The organism is Kaistia sp. UC242_56, from assembly GCF_044452255.1.
Lineage (GTDB): Bacteria > Pseudomonadota > Alphaproteobacteria > Rhizobiales > Kaistiaceae > Kaistia > Kaistia defluvii_A.
The window spans coordinates 2,367,994-2,385,590 of record NZ_JBIOAN010000002.1; the positions used below are offsets into that span (position 1 = coordinate 2,367,994).

Below are 17,597 nucleotides of genomic sequence, written 5' to 3' on the forward strand. Positions count from 1 at the left end.
TCCCACCCTCCGGCGTCATTCCGGCGGAGGCCGGGATCCAGATGCGCCGGCGCAGGGTATGAGGGCTGAGCCAGGAACTCGTCGGGCGGTGTTCATGGGCCCCGGCCTTCGCCGGGGCGACGGGGCAGGCCTCGCTCGCCCGCCTGAAGGCCGACATTTGGCAGCCTTCCGGTGGTGAGACGGCAGCTATTGCCACGTGTCTCCCACGCGGGACAGGCTCCGCGCCTACCGTCGTCCGAACAGGCGTTCGATGTCGGCGAGCTTCAGCTCGACATAGGTCGGGCGGCCGTGGTTGCACTGGCCGGAGCCGGGCGTCGCTTCCATCTCGCGCAGCAGCGCGTCCATCTCCTCCGGCCGCAGCCGGCGGCCGGAGCGGACCGAGCCGTGGCAGGCCATGGTCGCGGCGACATGGTCGAGCTTTTCCTTGAGCCGCGTCGTGTCGTCCCATTCGGCGAGGTCGTCGGCGAGGTCGATGAGCAGCGAGCGGGTGTCGAGTTCGCCGAGCAGGGCGGGCGTTTCGCGCACCGCGACCGCGCCGGGTCCGAAGCTTTCGATCGCAAGGCCAAGCTCGGCCAGTTCGTCGGCGCGTTTCAGCAGCCGCGCCACGTCATCCTCGGGCAGGTCGATGACGTCGGGGATCAGCAGGATCTGCCGCGCCACGCCGGAGCGGGCGAGCGCCGTCTTCAGCCGCTCATAGACCAAGCGCTCATGCGCCGCGTGCTGGTCGACGATGACGATGCCGTGGTCGGTCTGGGCGATGATGTAGTTTTCATGCACCTGCGCCCGGGCCGCCCCCAGCGGCCGGTCGGTCGGGTCGGTGGCGGCAACCGCATTGGCGCGTGCATCGGCCGAGGGCTGGTTCACCGCCGCGAAGGCCGGCTGCGCCGCTTCGGCGAAATGGGGCGCCGGCGAGGGGGCGCAGGCCCAGTCGCGCCAGGACGGCGCGGCGGCGGTGTTGCCGAAGGTGGGCATCGGCGCCGAACTGCTCCATGCCGTGGACGTGGCGGGTGCGCCGGTGCGGAAGGCGGCGATGGTGGCGCCGCCACCGGTCGTCGCCGAACGATGGCCGGCCTGGTGGATGGCGTTGCGCAGCGCACCGACGATCAGCCCGCGCACCAGGCCGGGGTCGCGGAAGCGCACGTCGGACTTGGCCGGATGGACGTTGACGTCGACACCATGCGGTTCCAGGTCGATGCGGAGCGCTGCGACCGGATGGCGGTCCCTGGACATCACGTCGGCATAGCCGGCGCGCAGCGCCCCCATCAGCAGTTTGTCGCGCACCGGGCGGCCATTGACGAACAGGAATTGCTGCAGTCCGTTGGCGCGGTTGTAGGTCGGCAGGCCGGCATAGCCGGAAAGGCGGATGCCTTCGCGCTCCGCCTCGATCGCCAGCGAATTGTCGACGAAATCTTGGCTCAAAATCTGGCCGAGCCGCTCGACGAAGGGTTCGTCGCCATGCGCGACGGCATAGTCGATCGCGCCTCGGTCACTGCCGGTCAGCGAGAAGCGCACTTCCGGATGCGCCATGGCGAGGCGCTTGACGATATCGGTGACCGCGCTCGCCTCGGCGCGCTCGCCCTTCAGGAACTTGAGCCGGGCCGGGGTCGAGAAGAACAGGTCGGTGACCTCAATCCGCGTGCCGGAATTGAGCCCGGCCGGGCGCGGCGGATGCACCAGGCCGCCCTCGACGACGATTTCCCAGCCATGCGGCTCGCTGGCATGGCGCGAGGCGATCGAAAGCCGCGCCACCGAGCCGATCGAGGCCAGCGCCTCGCCACGGAAACCGAGCGTGCGGATGTCGAGCAGATCGTCGACCAGCTTGGAGGTGCAATGGCGATCGATGGCGAGGCCGAGATCGTCATGCGTCATGCCGCCGCCATCATCGGTGACGCGGATCAGCGACGCGCCGCCGCCGGCGGTGACGATCTCGACCCGCTTCGCGCCGGCGTCGATGGCGTTCTCGACCAGTTCCTTGACGACGCTCGCCGGCCGTTCGACCACCTCGCCGGCGGCGATGCGGTTGATCATGTCTTCGGTCAGGCGGCGGACGGTGGTCATGGCGATCTATCTGTCTGTTGGCCGGCGATCCTGCCGGATTCGCACCCGCGAGGGAAGGAGAGGGCGGCGCGCACGGCCGTGCGCCGGCGCGGCGCATCATCGCAAAGATTTGATCCCGGCATCGGGCGCCGGCCCGGCGTGGCCGCGCTATGCCTTGCAGGCCGGGCAGGAACTCGACGGCGATGTGCGACGGGTGACGTACATGTCGATATCTGGTGCGGATCTGGCGGCGGCGATCGACCAGCTGGCCAAGGCGGATTTGAAGAAGGCGGACCCGTTCCGGCCTTGTCTCAACTTCCTGATCGGCCACTTCACCTTCACCCTCGCCATTCTGGCGGCGACGCTGGCGTCGCTGCCGAAGAAGGGGGAGGAATTGGCGCCGGGACTGGCGGCGGCGCTCGGCGGCGTGCTGGCCTGGATGGCGCTGTCGGCGCTGGTCGCCAGCATCGTCACGCTCTTGGTGCAGGTGCTGAAGGCCCGCTACATCCGGCAGAACCTGGCGGGCGCGCCGAAGGAACCCTGGACCAATCTGGCGCTGATCCTTTGCGCGCTGCCGCTACTGCCGGGTGCCGTCGCCGTGGCGTTCTGCCTGCAGGTCGGCGTCGCGCTGCTGCCGAAGGCAAGCCTGCTGCCCCCTCTCGGCGAGGCGCTGCGCCGCCTGCTGTTCTGAGCCCCGCTCAGGCTTTCTTGACGAACTCGGCCCGCAGCACAAGGCCCTTCACCTGCTTGGTGCTGCACTCGAAGGTGTCGGGATCGTCGGTCAGGCGGATGTTCTTCACCACCGTGCCGCGCTTGATCGTCTCCGACGTACCCTTGACCTTGAGGTCCTTGATCAGGGAGACGGAATCGCCGTCCTTGAGCTGCGTTCCGTTGCTGTCGCGCACGATGATCTCGTCCGACATGGGGTATCTCCTTGTTCTGTCTCACCTGGCCCCGAAAGCGAGGGGGGCGGAGCGACGCTCCGGGCGAGCGGTAGGGAACTGTTGGGCGGGGGGACAAATCCTCTCCCGCCGGAATACCTAGACGGCGCGCCAGCCGATGTCGCGGCGGGAAAAACCGTCCGGCCAGTCGATGGTGTCGACGGCCTGATAGGCGCGCTTCTGCGCTTCGGCGACGCTCGCGCCGAGCGCCGTGACGTTGAGGACGCGGCCGCCATTGGCGACCAGCTTGCCGTCGACCAGCGCGGTGCCGGCCTGGAACACCTTGGTGCCGGGCAGGGCATCGGCGGCCTCGATGCCGGCGATCGGCGTGCCCTTGGCATAGTCGCCCGGATAGCCCTTGGCGGCCATGACGACGGTCAGCGCCGCCTCGTCCCGCCACTGCGTCGTGACGCCGTCGAGCCGGCCCTCGGCGGCGGCGAGCAGCAGCTCCAGCAGGTCGCTCTCCAGTCGCATCATCAGCACCTGGCACTCCGGATCGCCGAAGCGGACATTGTATTCGATCAGTTCCGGCCCCTTGGCGGTGATCATCAGGCCGGCGAACAGCACGCCCTTGAACGGCGCGCCGCGGGCCGCCATCGCGGCCATGGTCGGGCGGATGATCTCGGCCATGGTGCGCTCGATCATCGCGTCCGTCATCACCGGGGCGGGCGAATAGGCGCCCATGCCGCCGGTGTTCGGGCCCGTGTCGCCGTCGCCGACGCGCTTGTGGTCCTGGGCGGTGGCGAGCGGCACGGCGTTCACGCCGTCGCAGATGGCGAAGAAGCTGGCTTCCTCGCCGACCAGGCATTCCTCGACCACGACTTCCGCGCCGGCCGAACCGAAGGCGCCGTCGAAGCAGGCGTCGATCGCGGCATGCGCCTCGTCCAGCGTCTCCGCCACGACCACGCCCTTGCCGGCGGCGATGCCGTCCGCCTTGACGACGATCGGCGCGCCCATCTGGGTCGCATAGTCGCGCGCGGGGGCGGCCTCGGTGAAGCGCTGGTAGGCGGCGGTCGGGATATTGGCCTCGGCGCACAGATCCTTGGTGTAGCCCTTCGAGCCTTCGAGGCGGGCTGCCTCCTGGCCGGGGCCGAACACCCGGATGTTCGCGCCGTCGAGCGCATCGGCGAGGCCGGCAACCAGTGGGGCTTCCGGGCCGACGATGACGAAATCGATCATGTTGTGGCGGCAGAAGTCGATCACCGCGTGATGGTCGAACGGATCGAGCCGGACGAGTTCAGCGAGCGCGCCGATGCCGGGATTGCCGGGGGCGGCAAAAAGCTGGCCGAGACGCGGCGATTTCCGGAGCGCCCAGGCCAGCGCGTGCTCGCGGCCGCCTGATCCGATCAGGAGAATGTTGATGCGCGTCTCGGTCATGCCAACTGCCCGTGGTTGAATTCCTAGCGCGGCGCTTAGCAAGCAGGGGCTCGCTTGTCGAATCCGGAAAGCGGCGGCGCGGTGGGTTTCCTGCCCGCCGCGCGGCGATCCGGCGCGGCCAGGGCGCCGCATGGGCTTGGCGCGGCTTCGCAACTGGCGGTATGACAGGCGGCAAGAAATCCGAAATTGCGAGAGAGTCCCGATGAGCCTCAGTCCTGGAACCGTCGCCGACGCCGCCCGGGGCAATTGGGTCGATCGCCATGCGCCGGCCTGGCTGCGTCCCTATGCGCGGCTGGCGCGCTGGGACCGGCCGATCGGCTGGTGGCTGCTGCTTCTGCCCTGCTGGTGGTCGTCGGCGCTGGCGAGCAACGTCGTCGGCGCGACCTGGCCCAATCTCGCGCATCTGGTCCTGTTCTGGATTGGCGCGGTGGCGATGCGCGGCGCCGGCTGCACCTATAACGACATCGTCGACCGCGACCTGGATGCCGGCGTCGCCCGCACGCGGTCGCGGCCGATCCCGAGCGGCCAGGTCAGCGTCCGCGGCGCCAAGATCTTCCTCGTGCTCCAGGCGCTCGCCGGGCTTGCCGTGCTCCTGTCGTTCAACTGGTTTTCGGTCGTGCTGGCGCTCTGTTCGTTGCTGGTCGTCGCCGCCTATCCGTTCATGAAGCGGATCACCGACTGGCCCCAGCTCGTGCTCGGCCTCGCCTTTTCCTGGGGCGCGCTGATGGGCTGGTCGGCTTGGTTCGGCAGCCTGACGCTGGCGCCGGTGCTGCTCTATGCCGGCGGCGTGCTGTGGACGATCGGCTATGACACGATCTACGCGCTGCAGGACATCGAGGACGACAAGATCATGGGCGTGCGCTCGACGGCGCGCCTGTTCGGCGACCGCGCGCCGCAGATCGTTGGCCTGCTCTACGCCGGCGCCGTGCTGCTCTGGGCGGGGGCCTTCTGGTCCGCCGGGATCGGCTGGGTCGCTTGGGCCGGGCTGGCGCTCGTGGCCGCGCATCTCGGCTGGCAGGTCGTCCGCGTGCGGCTCGACAACGAGGCGCTGGCGCTGCGCCTGTTCAAGTCCAACCGCGAGGCGGGATTGATCCTGTTCGCCGGTCTGGTGATCAACGGCCTGGTCTGAACGCCACGCGAGACTGCGCCGCGCCTTCACGAACACGTCACTTGAAGATCCGGCAGGGCTGGCGCGCTAATTGAGCCAGCCATTGCCGTGCCGACAGGATTTTCAGGATCGATCTGCTTGGGAGGGAATGCGCATGTCCGCAATGCCCGATGCATCCATTGCCGATGTAAACCCCGCCGGCATCGTCGATGCCATTCTCGGCTTCCACAAGACCGCGGCGCTGAAGGCGGCGATCTCGCTGGAAGTGTTCACGGCGATCGCGGCGGGCGACGATACCAGCGATCGGATTGCCGCGAAGTCCGGGGCTTCGGAACGCGGCGTCCGCATCCTGTGCGATTTCCTGACCGCGCATGGCTTCATGACCAAGGCGGGCGCGCACTACCGGCTGACGCCATCCAGCCAAGTTTTCCTCGACCGCAGGTCTCCCGCTTATATGGGCAGCGTCGTCGATTTCCTGAGCGCGCCGGAACAGCTCGATCTCTTCCTGCAAGATCCGGTGACCTATGTGCGCCATGGCGGCTCCATGGGTCTCGCCAACATGGCGCCGGATCATCCGATCTGGCTGAAATTCGCCGAGGCGATGATTCCATTCGTCGTCGCCAGCGCCGGGGGCGTTGCCGCCGAAGTGGCGAGTTGGCCGGATCGGCCGCGCAAAGTCCTCGATATCGCCGCCGGCCACGGCATGTTCGGCATCGAGGTCGCCAAGGCGCTGCCGGACGCGGAGATCACCGCCGTCGACTGGGCGGCCGTGCTCGAACTCGCCCGGCGCAATGCCGAACGGGCCGGCGTGGCGTCGCGCTACCGGACGGTCGCGGGCAGCGCCTTCGATGTAGATTGGGGCGGCGGCTACGATCTCGTGATGCTGCCGAACTTCCTGCACCACTTCGACATCGCGACCTGCACCAGGCTGATGCAGAAGGTGCGGGGCAGCCTCGCGCCGGGCGGCCGGGTGCTGGCGGTCGAATTCGTGCCGAACGAGGACCGGGTCTCGCCGCCATTCCCGGCGGCGTTTGCGCTGGTGATGCTGGCCACGACGCCGCAGGGCGATGCCTACACGGCGAGCGGGCTGGGAGAGATTGCGCGGGCCGCCGGCTTCAGCGGCGTCTCCGTGCGCCCGCTGGCGCATTCGCCCGCGAGCCTTGTGCTGTTCGAGCCGTGAGGAATGTTCAGTCGCGGGCGATGATCTCGCGGCCGTAGAGCGTCTCGACTTCCTTGTAGAAGCCGGTCTTGCGGCGCTTCAGGAAGCGCGGGCGGCGGCCGGTCAGCGAGGAGGGGGCGCGGCGGGACTTGGCGGCACCAACGACGAGCGGACCCATCTGGTCGAGCGGAGCGCGGACGGTGCCGTCGGCGTCGACGATCAGCAGCGGCAGACCGAGCGCGCGGCCCCAGGCCTGCCAGTCGGCGGCGACATCCTCGCCATCGCCTAGGTCTTCGACGACGACCAGCGGCAGCGACATGGCGGGATCGCGGTGCATCAGTTCGACGGTGGTGCGGATCGCGCCGGTCTCGGCATCGCCGGTCATCCGCACGGCGACGCCGCGAAAGGCGCTGACCGGGGTGGAGAGGGTGGTTGGGATGCCGCCGAGGCGGCGCTTGACGATGGCCAGCTCACGGTCGATGTAGACGGCCGGCGTGGTGGCGGAAGCCGGACCGGCGAGAGTGGCGGAGTAGCGGACCGGCAGCGCGAAGGGGTCGAGTCGCAGGTCGTTGCCACGAACGCCATGTGCCGCCTGAACCGTTGCGTTTGCCATTGCCTTGCACTCCATCACTGCCTCGCTTCGGTCCGGTTAACGGGACCTTAAGGGGTTGGCCCGGTTGACTGGGCCCGCTCTCTGTTGAAGCGACAATGCCATGCGATCCGCCCCCCAGAGCTTAAGAGACATGGTTAACGGCCCGGCGATGATGGGCAGGGTTAGCGTCTGGTGATCGAAGACGGTTGACGAAAACTTGCTGAAATAAGGCACGCGGCGCGGCAATGGCGGCAGCCTGCGGTTTGCGCCGGGAGGCGCATCCGGCGGCCTGGATGGGGATAGGGCGAGGGGCAGGCGACGTCGTCCGCGCCTCGTCGTGGATAGCCCTGTGGGCAAGGCCCGTCGCCGGTCGGGGAGCGTCAACTTTTGCGGCGGGACCGACCTCGATGCGTGAACACTCGAGGCTCGGGCGGCGGAGTTGATCGGCATCGGGCCTGCGAGGCTGACAACGGGCTGCCGGGGGGCTATATCACGCCGCATCGGACATGAGCGGCGGAGTGAAGGATGAGCGGCACGACATTGTCGAGCGACGGGCTGGACGTTCGCCGCCGGCGTACCCATTTTCGCTGCTGGCATCGCGGCATGCGCGAGATGGACCTGATCCTCGGCCGCTTCGCCGATGCCCACATCGCAACGCTTGATGATGGCGAACTCGACCTCCTGGAAAGTCTGATGGAGGAACAGGATCGCGATCTGCTGATCTGGCTGACGGGAGAGGCCCCGACGCCGGACGACGTCAATACCGCATTCTTCCAGAAGCTCGCCGCCTTTACCGGCGCCACTCCCCGTTAGGCGTAATGGTCACATTCCCGTACATTCTCGGCCGTCCGTCGACGGTGCTTTCGGGCGTTCCCGACGGCTTTGACGGCAAGGTCGTCGCCGATATCGCAGCGCTCGCCGCGCGCGAAGGTCTGCCCTTCGTGCTGGTCGTGGCGCGCGACGGCAACCGCATGGCCGATCTCGAACAGGCGATGCGATTCTTCTCGCCCGGGACCGAGGTGGTGGCCCTGCCGGCCTGGGACTGCATGCCCTATGACCGCGTGTCGCCGAATACGGCGGTCGTTGCCAGGCGGATGGCGGCGCTTTCCTATCTCGCCAACTACCAGCCGGTGAAGGGGCGCGCGCTGGTCGTGCTCACCACCGTCAATGCCGCCGTGCAGCGCCTGCCGAAGCGCGACCAGGTCGCGCGCCAGAGCCTGTCGATCGCCAGCGGCAACCAGATGTCGATGGACCGGCTTGTCGGCTGGCTGGAGGATAACGGCTTCCTGCGCACCTCGACCGTGCGCGAGGCCGGCGAATATGCCGTGCGCGGCGGCATCATCGACCTGTTCGCCGCCGGTCAGGGCGAGCCGGTCCGCGTCGATTTCTTCGGCGATACCGTCGATTCCATCCGCTCCTTCGATGTCGAGAGCCAGCGCACCGTGGCGCAGAAGAAGCGCCTCGATCTCGTGCCGATGAGCGAACTGGTGCTGTCGCCCGAAGCGATCGCCCGCTTCCGCGCGCGCTATGTGGCGATGTTCGGCGCGACCGACCGCGAAGACCTGCTCTACCAGTCCGTCAGCGACGGCCGTCGCTATACCGGCGTCGAGCATTGGCTGCCGCTGTTCGTCGACGGTCTCGATACGATCTTCGACTACCTGCCGGATGCGCCGCTGGTGCTCGACCATCTGGTCGAGGAAGCGATCGCCGAGCGTTTCGACGACATCAAGGACCATTACGACGCGCGCAAGAGCGGCATGGGGCAGGCGCAGGGCGGCGTGCCCTACCGGCCGGTGCCGCCGGACCAGCTCTATCTGACCCGCGAGGAATGGCAGGGCCGCGAGAAGACGGCGCCGCTGCTGCGCATGACGCCGTTCGCCGAGCCGGACGACACCATGGTCGCCGATCTCGGCGGCCGGCATGGCCGCACCTTCGCGGCGGAACGCACGGCCGGCGACGTCAACGTCTTCGATGCGGTCATCGCCCATATCGGCGGGCTGCGCGAGAAGAAGCGCGTCATCATCGCTTCCTGGAGCGACGGCGCGCGCGACCGCCTGGCGCAGGTGCTTGACGATCACGGCCTGAAGCGGGTGGAGCGGATCGACGACTGGGCCTCGGCCGAAAAGCTCGGCAAGGGCGTGGTCGGCCTCGGCGTGCTGGGCCTGGAAGCCGGCTTCGAGACGCCGGACATGGTCATCATCGGCGAGCAGGACATTCTGGGCGACCGCCTGGTGCGCCCGCGCAAGCGCTCGAAGCGCGCCTCCGACTTTCTGAGCGAAGTGACCGGCCTTTCCGAAGGCGACATCGTCGTCCATGTCGACCATGGCATTGGCCGCTTCACCGGGTTGAAGACGATCACGGCCGCCGGCGCGCCGCATGATTGCCTCGAGATCGTCTATCAGGGCGGCGACCGGCTCTATCTGCCGGTCGAGAACATCGAGCTGCTGTCGCGCTATGGCTCGGAAGATACCGAGGCGACGCTCGACAAGCTCGGCGGCGTCGCCTGGCAGGCGCGCAAGGCCAAGCTGAAGCAGCGCATCCGCGACATGGCGGGCCAGTTGATCAAGGTCGCCGCGCAACGCGCCATGCGCCACGCCGAACCCTTGGCGCCGGCCGATGGCCTCTATGACGAGTTCGCCGCCCGCTTCCCCTATGAGGAGACGGAAGACCAGCTCGCCGCCATCGAGGCGGTCATTGCCGATCTCGGCGCCGGCACGCCGATGGACCGCCTGATCTGCGGCGATGTCGGCTTCGGCAAGACGGAAGTGGCGCTGCGCGCCGCCTTCGTCGCGGTGATGAGCGGCAAGCAGGTCGCTGTCGTCGTGCCGACGACGCTGCTGTCGCGCCAGCATTTCCGCACCTTCCAGGCCCGTTTCGCCGGTTTCCCGATCCGCGTCGAGCAGGCCTCGCGCCTCGTCTCGGCCAAGGATCTGGCGGAAACCAAGAAGGGCATCAAGGAGGGTCAGGTCGATATCGTCGTCGGCACCCATGCGCTGCTCGGCAAGGGCATCGAGTTCCGCGATCTCGGCCTGCTGATCATCGACGAGGAGCAGCATTTCGGCGTCAAGCACAAGGAGCGGCTGAAGGAGATCCGCGCCGACGTGCATGTGCTGACGCTCTCCGCCACGCCGATCCCGCGCACGCTGCAGCTGGCGCTGACGGGGGTTCGCGAACTGTCGCTGATCACCACGCCGCCGGTCGACCGCATGGCGGTCCGGACGTTCATTTCGCCGTTCGACGCGCTGGTGGTTCGCGAGGCGCTGCTGCGCGAGCGCTATCGCGGCGGCCAGAGCTTCTATGTCTGTCCGCGCCTTTCCGACCTCGCCGACCGCAAGGAATTCCTGGAGAAGTTCGTACCCGAGGTGAAGGTCGCGATCGCGCATGGCCAGATGCCGCCGACCGAGCTCGAGGACATCATGACGGCGTTCTACGAGGGCGCCTATGACGTGTTGCTCTCGACCACGATCGTCGAATCCGGCCTCGATATCCCGACCGCCAACACGCTGATCGTGCACCGCGCCGACATGTTCGGCCTGGCGCAGCTCTACCAGTTGCGTGGCCGCGTCGGCCGCTCGAAGACGCGCGCCTATGCGCTGTTCACCGTGCCGGCCGAGAAGCGCCTGACGGCCATGGCGGATCGCCGCCTCAAGGTGCTGCAGTCGCTCGACACGCTGGGCGCCGGCTTCCAGCTCGCGAGCCACGATCTCGACATTCGCGGCGCCGGCAATCTGCTGGGCGAGGAACAGTCCGGCCACATCAAGGAAGTCGGCTTCGAGCTCTACCAGCAGATGCTGGAGGAGGCCGTGGCGGCGCTTCGCGATGGCGGCACGGAGCAAACCGAATCCGACGGCCGCTGGTCGCCGCAGATCACGGTCGGCACGCCGGTCATGCTGCCGGAGACCTATGTGCCGGACCTGCAGCTGCGCCTGTCGCTCTATCGCCGCCTCGGCGACTTGGAGGAGGCGGAGCAGATCGACAGCTTCGGCGCGGAGCTGATCGACCGCTTCGGCCCGTTGCCGGACGAGGTCGAGCACCTGCTCAAGATCGTCTACATCAAGGCACTATGTCGCAAGGCGAATGTCGAGAAGGTCGATGCCGGCCCGAAGGGCATCGTCATCGCCTTCCGAAACTCGACCTTCGCCAATCCGGCCGGCCTGATCCGCTATATCGGCGAGCAGGGCAGCCTGGCGAAGGTTCGCCCGGACCAGAAGATCGTGCTGATCCGCGACTGGGAAAAGCCGGAGCAACGCCTGAAGGGCACGGCGGTGATCCTGACCCAGCTCGCGCGCATGGCCGAGGAAGGCCGCAAGAAGGCTGCGTAGTTCGGCCGGAAACGGCCATCGGGCGGGGGCGTCGATGAAGCTGCTGGTGGTGATCGCGCATTACTGTGGTGGCAGTCCCCAGACTAACGGGACCGGCGCCTATTACGGCAGCGCCGGGGCGCGGCTGCCGCGCCTCGCCGCGCTGAGCGAGCAGATCGTGACGCTGCACCGGAATTTCGGCCCGAGCCACGTTCCGGTGCGGCCGGGGCAGGCGCCGTCGACCGCGGACAGCCTCGACATCGTCGTGGTCACGGTAGAAGGCCACAACGTGCTCGACCGCCTCGATCTCGCGCCGGGCGCCTTTGAGGCCGTGCTCTTCGACGGGCCGCCGATGACGTTGCCCTTCGAGGCGCAGCGGATCCTGCGCGAGCGGGTAGGGCAGTATGATTTCTATGGCATGCTGGAGGATGATCTCATCCTGCTTGACCCGGCGCATTTCGAGAAGCTGCGCTGGTTCGTCGAGACGTTCTCAGAGCGCTGCCTGCTGCAGCCGCACCGCTGCGAAGTGTCGAAGACCGGAACGCCGGCCAAGTTCATCATCGATCCCGATCTCGGCGAGCGGCATGGACGCTTCGTCCATGAAGGCCAGGCGACACATCTCTCCGGCGACTGGCACGGTCGGCGGATCGATTTCATCGCGCCGAGCAATCCGCATTCGGGCGGCTATTTCGTCACCGACGCGCAGCTGCGACACTGGATCGCCCAGCCATGGTTCTATGATCGCGACCCAAGCTGGGTCGGCCCGCTGGAAAGCGCGGCGACGCTATCGGTCACGCGGACCTTCGAGGTCTACAAGCCGGTCGATGCGCAGGCGAGTTTCCTGGAGATCGAGCATTACGGCGCACGCTGGGCCAATCTTTTCGAGCCCGGCGACGCCGTATACGGCGATGCGCTGCTGCTGAAGCTGCTGCAATCCGTCGCCGAGGGCGAGGGCGGCACGGAGGATCTCCGCGCGCTGGCCCATCGCGGCCTCTACGAGGTTGTTTTGCGCGAGAACGATCAGCTGCGCGCGCAGATGAACTCGCGCAGTCGCATGTTCCGGCATTGGCTCAGCCTGCTGCTGGCCAAGGCGATGCGGGCGGGCTAGTTGGCCGACTGGTACCAGGTCGGGTAGGTGTAGCCGGCGATCGCCTGCTTTTCCGGGTGGCCGACGCGGGTCCAGCGGGCGACCCATTGCTCCGGCAGGTAATAGAGCGGCACGACATAATGCTGCGAGATCAGCACGCGATCGAGGGCACGGACCGACTCGATGAAATCCTCGCGCTTCTCGGCCGAGAGAATGTCCTTCAGCAGCGCGTCGATCGCCGGGCTCTTGGCGCCGACATAGTTGTAGGAGCCGGTCACGTCGGCCTGGGTGCTGGACCAGCGGAAGTTCTGCTCGTTTCCGGGCGACAGCGATGACGGCCAGGACGTCATGATCATGTCGAAGTCGAATTCCTGCACGCGGCGCTCGTACTGCGCCGAGTCGACCGTGCGGATGGTCGCCTTGATGCCGACGCGCGACAGCGTGCGGGCATAGGCGAGGCCGACGCGTTCCTGCTCGCGGTCCTTGAGCAGCAGCTCGAAGGCCAGCGGCTGGCCGGTGGCCGTGTTGATCAGCGTATTGCCCTTCAGCTCGTATCCTGCCGATTGCAGTAGGTCGAGCGCCGAGCGCAGCAGCTTGCGGTCGCCGCCGGTGCCGTCGCTTTTCGCCGGGCGGTAGGTGCCGTCGAGCACGTCGGGCTCGACCACGCCGGGGAATTCGACCAGCAGCGCCTTTTCCTTGTCGGAAGCCGGGATGCCGATCGACGACAGTTCCGACCCTTCGAAATAGCTGGCATTGCGCTGGTAGACGCCGAAGAACAGGTTCTTGTCGAGCCATTCGAAATCGAGCAGCGAGGCCAGCGCCTGGCGCACGCGGACATCCTCGAAGATCGGCCGGCGGGTGTTCATGGCGAAGCCGAGCATGCCCTTCGGCACGCCGGTCTCGAAGCTCTCCTTGACGACGCGCCCATCGGCGACGGCCGGGAAGTCATAGCCGCTGCGCCAGGTGGCCGGGTCGGCCTCGGCGTTGACGTCGTAAAGACCCTTCTTGAAGGCCTCGAACATCGAGCTGCGGCTGCGGTAATAGTCGATGCGGATCTCGTCGAAATTGTCGAAGCCGCGCTTGATCGGCAGGTCCTTGCCCCAATAGTTCGGATCGCGCTTCAGCGTGAAACGCTCGCCGGGCTTGATGTCGCCCATCAGATAGGGGCCGCTGCCGATCAGCGGCTTCAGGGTCGAGCGGTCGAAATTCTCGACGTCGGTAGCGTGTTTCGGAAGGATCGGCATCAGGCCGATCAGAAGCGGCAACTCGCGGTCGGCGCCGTCGGCGAAGGTCATGTGGACGCCATACTCGCCCACCTTCTCGATCGTCTTCACCTTGGAGTACCAGGAGCGGTAGTTCGGCCGCCCCTTGTCGCGCAGGATCTCGAGCGTGAAGATCACGTCTTCGGGCGTCACCGGCTTGCCGTCAGAGAAGCGCGCCTTCGGATTGAGGTTGAAGGTGATCGAGCTGCGATCGTCGGGGACCTCGACGCTCTCGGCCAGCAGGCCGTAGAGGGTGAAGGCCTCGTCGCGGTTGCGCGTCATCAGCGCCTCGAACACGTTGTTGCCGAGCGACACGTCCCAGATGCCGCGCGCCGTCGTCTCCGCGCCCTTCACGATGAAAGGGTTGAGGCTGTCATAGCTGCCGACGAAGGCGTAGGTGATTCTGCCGCCCTTCGGCGCGGCGGGATCGGCATAGGGCAGGTGGTCGAAATCCGCCGGCAGCTTTGGCTCGCCATGCATGGCCAGGCCGTGGCGCGGCTCGGCCAAAGCGGTTCCCGCGTAAGGCAAGGTCGCGAATACAGCGAAGGCGAGGATAGCGGCCTTGGGCCAAAGGGTGCCGATCGGCATGACAAACTCCTCCCGAGACGGCTCGGGCCACGAATCGAATGAAAAAAAGCGTAGCACGAGCACTGGGGCAATCTTGTGCCAGCTAGAAATCCCAGCGCGGTCCGGCTATTGATGCGCCGAAGCTTCTCCGTCACCGTGTCGCCTCAATTGCTGGTCATCCAGCCTCGGCGCATGGCAGCCTGCGACATCAGCAGGAACCGTCGGTCGCCGAAGCGCAGGGTTTTGAGATAAACGCAAGGACACGCTCGATGTCGCATCGTTGGAATTCTGGCCTGGTTCGGGTGCCGCATCTGGCTGCTGCCGCGCTGATCATGGCGCTGTCCGCTCCCGTGGCATTCGCCCAGGACGCACCGGCTGACGCCCCCGCCAAGGCCCCGGCCGCCAAGGCGCCCGCCGCCGCTGCGAACGCAGCGCCGCCGGCTTCGCCCTGGGTCAAGGAATGCGGCCAGGACCCGCAGTCCAAGAAGAAGCTCTGCATCACCTCGCAGGAACTTCGCGCCGAAACGAACCAGTTCATCGCTTCGCTGCAGATCCGCCAGCTCGAAGGCGAGCCCAAGATGGCGCTGACCGCCGTCGTGCTCACCGGCCAGTTGATCCAGCCGGGCCTGCGCGTCCAGGTTGACCAGAACAAGCCGGCCGAGCTGAAGTACGTCGTCTGCGAGCCGAGCGTCTGCTACGCCCAGGCCGAGATCGACGCAGCCTTCATCTCGTCGATGAAGAAGGGGGGCAAGGTCGTTGCGATCTCGCTCAACCCGCAGGGCAAGCCGATGGTGTTCCCGTTCTCGCTCGCCGGCTTCACCAAGGTGGTGGATGGCGAGGGTCTCGACCGCGCTGCCGGCAAGGCGCGCCGCGACGCGCTGCAGGACCAGCTGCAGAAGAACGCCGAAGAGAACCGCAAGAAGCTCATCGAGCAGCAGAACAAGGAACGCGGCTCCGCCAACTGAGCCGCCGATCCATTGATCTAAAAGGCGCGTCCGCGAGGACGCGCCTTTTTTCGTTTCAGGGCCGGCCGGTCACACTTTTGAGTTGTATGGCCTGCCGGAGCGATCGAACGGTTGATTGCATCCGGGATTAGCGGCACCTTGCGACGATTCTAATTTGGGAGTGGTCGTTCGTCGTGAATTCCCCCGAGCCATGGAGCGCAGCGCGCGCCGCCGAGATCATCGCAGCCCAATTGGATTGCGAGGGGCCGGCGCTTCCGATCCTCCACGCCATCCAGGCGACGTTCGGCTTCGTGCCGGAAGCCGTCGAGCCGATGATCGCCGACGCGCTGAACCTCTCGCGCGCCGAGGTGCATGGCGTCGTCACCTTCTATCACGACTTCCGACGCAAGCCGGCCGGTCGCCATGTGCTGAAGCTTTGCCGGGCCGAGGCCTGCCAGTCCATGGGCGCCGATGCGCTCGCGACCCGCGCGGAACAGGCGCTGGGCATCCGGTTCGGCGAGACGACGGCGGATGGCCGCGTCACGCTGGAGCCGATCTACTGCCTCGGGCTTTGCGCCACGGCGCCGTCCGCCATGCTGGATGGCCGCGTGATCGGCAGGCTCGACGCGCGCCGGCTGGATCGGCTTGTCTCGGAGGCGCAGGCGTGAGCGCGCGGTTCTTCATTCCCGGCGATGCCGGTGCGGTCGCGGTCGGTGCGGACGAAGTCGCCACGGCCTTCGAGGCGGCGGCGACAGCCAAGGGGCTGACGCTCGACATCGTCCGCAACGGTTCGCGCGGCCTCTATTGGCTGGAGCCGATGGTCGAGGTGGAGACGGCTGCCGGCCGCGTCGCCTATGGCCCGGTCTCGGCCGACGACGTTCCGGCGCTGCTCGAGGCGATGCTGGCCGGAGAGCCGCACGCTCTGCTGCTCGGATCGACGGAAGAGATCCCCTGGCTGAAGCGCCAGACGCGCCTGACCTTCGCGCGCTGCGGCATCGTCGATCCGCGTTCGCTGGACGATTATCGCGCCCATGGCGGCTACAAGGGGCTGGAGAAGGCGCTCGTCCTCGGCGCGGAAGCGACGATCGAGGAAGTCGTGCAATCCGGCCTGCGGGGACGCGGCGGCGCCGGATTCCCGACCGGCATCAAGTGGCGCACGGTCGCGGCGACGGATGCCGAGCAGAAATACATCGTCTGCAATGCCGATGAGGGCGATAGCGGCACCTTCGCCGATCGCATGATCATCGAGGGCGATCCCTTCGTGCTGATCGAGGGCATGACGATCGCAGGCATCGCCGTCGGCGCGACGCGCGGCTATCTCTATATCCGCTCGGAATATCCGCATGCCGTCGCCCGGATGGAAGAGGCGATCCGCAACGCCCGCGCGGCGGGCTATCTGGGCCGGGCGGTTGCCGGCTCGGCGTTCGACTTCGACATGGAAGTGCGGGTCGGCGCCGGGGCCTATGTCTGCGGCGAGGAAACGGCGCTGCTGGAAAGCCTCGAAGGCCGGCGCGGCGTCGTGCGGGCCAAGCCGCCGTTGCCGGCGCATAAGGGCCTGTTCGGCAAGCCGACCGTCATCAACAACGTGATTTCGCTGGCGACCGTGCCGATCATTCTCGCCGAAGGGGCAACGGCCTATCGCGATTTCGGGATGGGCCGCTCGCGCGGCACGATGCCGATCCAGATCGCCGGTAATGTGAAGCATGGCGGCCTCTATGAGGTCGCCTTCGGCGTCACCCTCGGCGAGTTGGTCGACGAGATCGGCGGCGGCACGGCATCCGGCCGCCCCGTCCGCGCCGTGCAGGTCGGCGGCCCGCTCGGCGCCTATTTCCCGCGCGCCCTGTTCGATACGCCGTTCGACTACGAAGCCTTCGCCGGCAAGGACGGCCTGATCGGCCATGGCGGCATCGTCATCTTCGACGATACGGTCGACATGGCGAAGCAGGCGCGGTTCGCGATGGAATTCTGCGCGATCGAATCCTGCGGCAAATGCACGCCGTGCCGCATCGGTTCCACGCGCGGGGTCGAGACGGTCGACAGGATCGTCCGCGGCGAAGACCGCGAGAAGAACCTCGTCGTGCTCGAAGACCTCTGCCACACGATGAAATTCGGCTCCCTCTGTGCACTGGGCGGCTTTACGCCCTATCCTGTCATCAGTGCGCTCCACCATTTCCCCGAGGATTTCGGCGCCACGACGCCGGTCCTCGAAGCCGCACGCTAGG

14 protein-coding genes are annotated in these 17,597 nt (G+C 67.3%); 9 read left to right on the forward strand and 5 right to left on the reverse strand.

Annotated features, from left to right (window positions below; all coding sequences use genetic code 11):
• Window positions 1-225 precede the first annotated feature (225 nt).
• Window positions 226-2,058 (reverse strand): DNA mismatch repair endonuclease MutL, encoded by a 1,833-nt coding sequence (mutL, locus tag ACHMWQ_RS13860; protein WP_396307897.1) that lies wholly within the window; start codon window positions 2,056-2,058, stop codon window positions 226-228.
• On the opposite strand from mutL, the gene ACHMWQ_RS13865 reads away from it, so the two are divergent.
• On the forward strand, window positions 2,057-2,728 hold the full coding sequence (locus ACHMWQ_RS13865; protein WP_396307898.1) for a hypothetical protein: 672 nt from the start codon (window positions 2,057-2,059) through the stop codon (window positions 2,726-2,728). The two genes, mutL and ACHMWQ_RS13865, sit on opposite strands and share 2 nt — an antisense overlap.
• A gap of 7 nt (window positions 2,729-2,735) precedes the next feature.
• Here ACHMWQ_RS13865 and ACHMWQ_RS13870 read toward each other — a convergent pair whose 3' ends face one another.
• Entirely contained in the window at window positions 2,736-2,960 is a 225-nt protein-coding gene (locus tag ACHMWQ_RS13870) for an alkylphosphonate utilization protein (RefSeq protein ID WP_266334586.1), read from the reverse strand.
• Between the two features lie 117 nt (window positions 2,961-3,077).
• On the reverse strand, window positions 3,078-4,340 hold the full coding sequence (gene purD, locus ACHMWQ_RS13875; protein ID WP_396309447.1) for a phosphoribosylamine--glycine ligase: 1,263 nt from the start codon (window positions 4,338-4,340) through the stop codon (window positions 3,078-3,080).
• Between the two features lie 217 nt (window positions 4,341-4,557).
• Here purD and ubiA point away from each other — a divergent pair, with 217 nt between their 5' ends.
• Entirely contained in the window at window positions 4,558-5,484 is a 927-nt protein-coding gene (gene ubiA, locus ACHMWQ_RS13880) for a 4-hydroxybenzoate octaprenyltransferase (RefSeq protein ID WP_396307899.1), read from the forward strand.
• 133 nt (window positions 5,485-5,617) lie between these two features.
• Window positions 5,618-6,643 (forward strand): methyltransferase, encoded by a 1,026-nt coding sequence (locus ACHMWQ_RS13885; protein WP_396307900.1) that lies wholly within the window; start codon window positions 5,618-5,620, stop codon window positions 6,641-6,643.
• 7 nt (window positions 6,644-6,650) lie between these two features.
• Here ACHMWQ_RS13885 and ACHMWQ_RS13890 read toward each other — a convergent pair whose 3' ends face one another.
• The gene (locus ACHMWQ_RS13890; RefSeq protein WP_354548848.1) at window positions 6,651-7,235 is read right to left on the reverse strand and encodes a DUF6101 family protein; all 585 of its coding nucleotides are present in this window, start codon (window positions 7,233-7,235) and stop codon (window positions 6,651-6,653) included.
• 504 nt (window positions 7,236-7,739) lie between these two features.
• Here ACHMWQ_RS13890 and ACHMWQ_RS13895 point away from each other — a divergent pair.
• Genes ACHMWQ_RS13895 through ACHMWQ_RS13905 form a run of 3 tightly spaced genes read left to right on the forward strand, consistent with a single transcriptional unit; the run spans window position 7,740 to window position 12,623 of the window.
• On the forward strand, window positions 7,740-8,027 hold the full coding sequence (locus ACHMWQ_RS13895) for a succinate dehydrogenase assembly factor 2 (RefSeq protein WP_266334594.1): 288 nt from the start codon (window positions 7,740-7,742) through the stop codon (window positions 8,025-8,027).
• 5 nt (window positions 8,028-8,032) lie between these two features.
• On the forward strand, window positions 8,033-11,536 hold the full coding sequence (mfd, locus tag ACHMWQ_RS13900) for a transcription-repair coupling factor (RefSeq protein WP_396307901.1): 3,504 nt from the start codon (window positions 8,033-8,035) through the stop codon (window positions 11,534-11,536).
• Between the two features lie 34 nt (window positions 11,537-11,570).
• Window positions 11,571-12,623 (forward strand): hypothetical protein, encoded by a 1,053-nt coding sequence (locus ACHMWQ_RS13905; RefSeq protein WP_396307902.1) that lies wholly within the window; start codon window positions 11,571-11,573, stop codon window positions 12,621-12,623.
• Here the strand turns inward: ACHMWQ_RS13905 and ACHMWQ_RS13910 are convergent.
• Complete coding sequence (locus ACHMWQ_RS13910) at window positions 12,620-14,452, reverse strand: extracellular solute-binding protein (RefSeq protein WP_396307903.1); 1,833 nt, start codon at window positions 14,450-14,452, stop codon at window positions 12,620-12,622. The two genes, ACHMWQ_RS13905 and ACHMWQ_RS13910, sit on opposite strands and share 4 nt — an antisense overlap.
• A 248-nt stretch (window positions 14,453-14,700) precedes the next feature.
• On the opposite strand from ACHMWQ_RS13910, the gene ACHMWQ_RS13915 reads away from it, so the two are divergent.
• The 3 genes from ACHMWQ_RS13915 (at window position 14,701) to ACHMWQ_RS13925 (ending at window position 17,596) form a co-directional block, all read left to right on the forward strand.
• On the forward strand, window positions 14,701-15,396 hold the full coding sequence (locus ACHMWQ_RS13915; protein ID WP_354548852.1) for an invasion associated locus B family protein: 696 nt from the start codon (window positions 14,701-14,703) through the stop codon (window positions 15,394-15,396).
• Between the two features lie 173 nt (window positions 15,397-15,569).
• The gene (locus ACHMWQ_RS13920; protein WP_354548853.1) at window positions 15,570-16,043 is read left to right on the forward strand and encodes a formate dehydrogenase subunit gamma; all 474 of its coding nucleotides are present in this window, start codon (window positions 15,570-15,572) and stop codon (window positions 16,041-16,043) included.
• Window positions 16,040-17,596: a formate dehydrogenase beta subunit gene (locus tag ACHMWQ_RS13925; protein WP_396307904.1), complete on the forward strand. Its 1,557-nt coding sequence runs from the start codon at window positions 16,040-16,042 to the stop codon at window positions 17,594-17,596. The genes ACHMWQ_RS13920 and ACHMWQ_RS13925 overlap by 4 nt, the downstream gene beginning before the upstream one ends.
• Window position 17,597: the final 1 nt, after the last annotated feature.

Coding starts and splice junctions, on each gene's coding strand:
- mfd (WP_396307901.1), top strand. CDS start 8,033: ATGGTCACATTCCCGTACATTCTCGGCCGTCCGTCGACGGTGCTTTCG.
- ubiA (WP_396307899.1), top strand. CDS start 4,558: ATGAGCCTCAGTCCTGGAACCGTCGCCGACGCCGCCCGGGGCAATTGG.
- mutL (WP_396307897.1), bottom strand. CDS start 2,058: ATGACCACCGTCCGCCGCCTGACCGAAGACATGATCAACCGCATCGCC.
- ACHMWQ_RS13910 (WP_396307903.1), bottom strand. CDS start 14,452: ATGCCGATCGGCACCCTTTGGCCCAAGGCCGCTATCCTCGCCTTCGCT.
- ACHMWQ_RS13915 (WP_354548852.1), top strand. CDS start 14,701: ATGTCGCATCGTTGGAATTCTGGCCTGGTTCGGGTGCCGCATCTGGCT.
- ACHMWQ_RS13895 (WP_266334594.1), top strand. CDS start 7,740: ATGAGCGGCACGACATTGTCGAGCGACGGGCTGGACGTTCGCCGCCGG.
- ACHMWQ_RS13870 (WP_266334586.1), bottom strand. CDS start 2,960: ATGTCGGACGAGATCATCGTGCGCGACAGCAACGGAACGCAGCTCAAG.
- ACHMWQ_RS13890 (WP_354548848.1), bottom strand. CDS start 7,235: ATGGCAAACGCAACGGTTCAGGCGGCACATGGCGTTCGTGGCAACGAC.
- ACHMWQ_RS13905 (WP_396307902.1), top strand. CDS start 11,571: ATGAAGCTGCTGGTGGTGATCGCGCATTACTGTGGTGGCAGTCCCCAG.
- ACHMWQ_RS13865 (WP_396307898.1), top strand. CDS start 2,057: ATGGCGATCTATCTGTCTGTTGGCCGGCGATCCTGCCGGATTCGCACC.
- ACHMWQ_RS13885 (WP_396307900.1), top strand. CDS start 5,618: ATGTCCGCAATGCCCGATGCATCCATTGCCGATGTAAACCCCGCCGGC.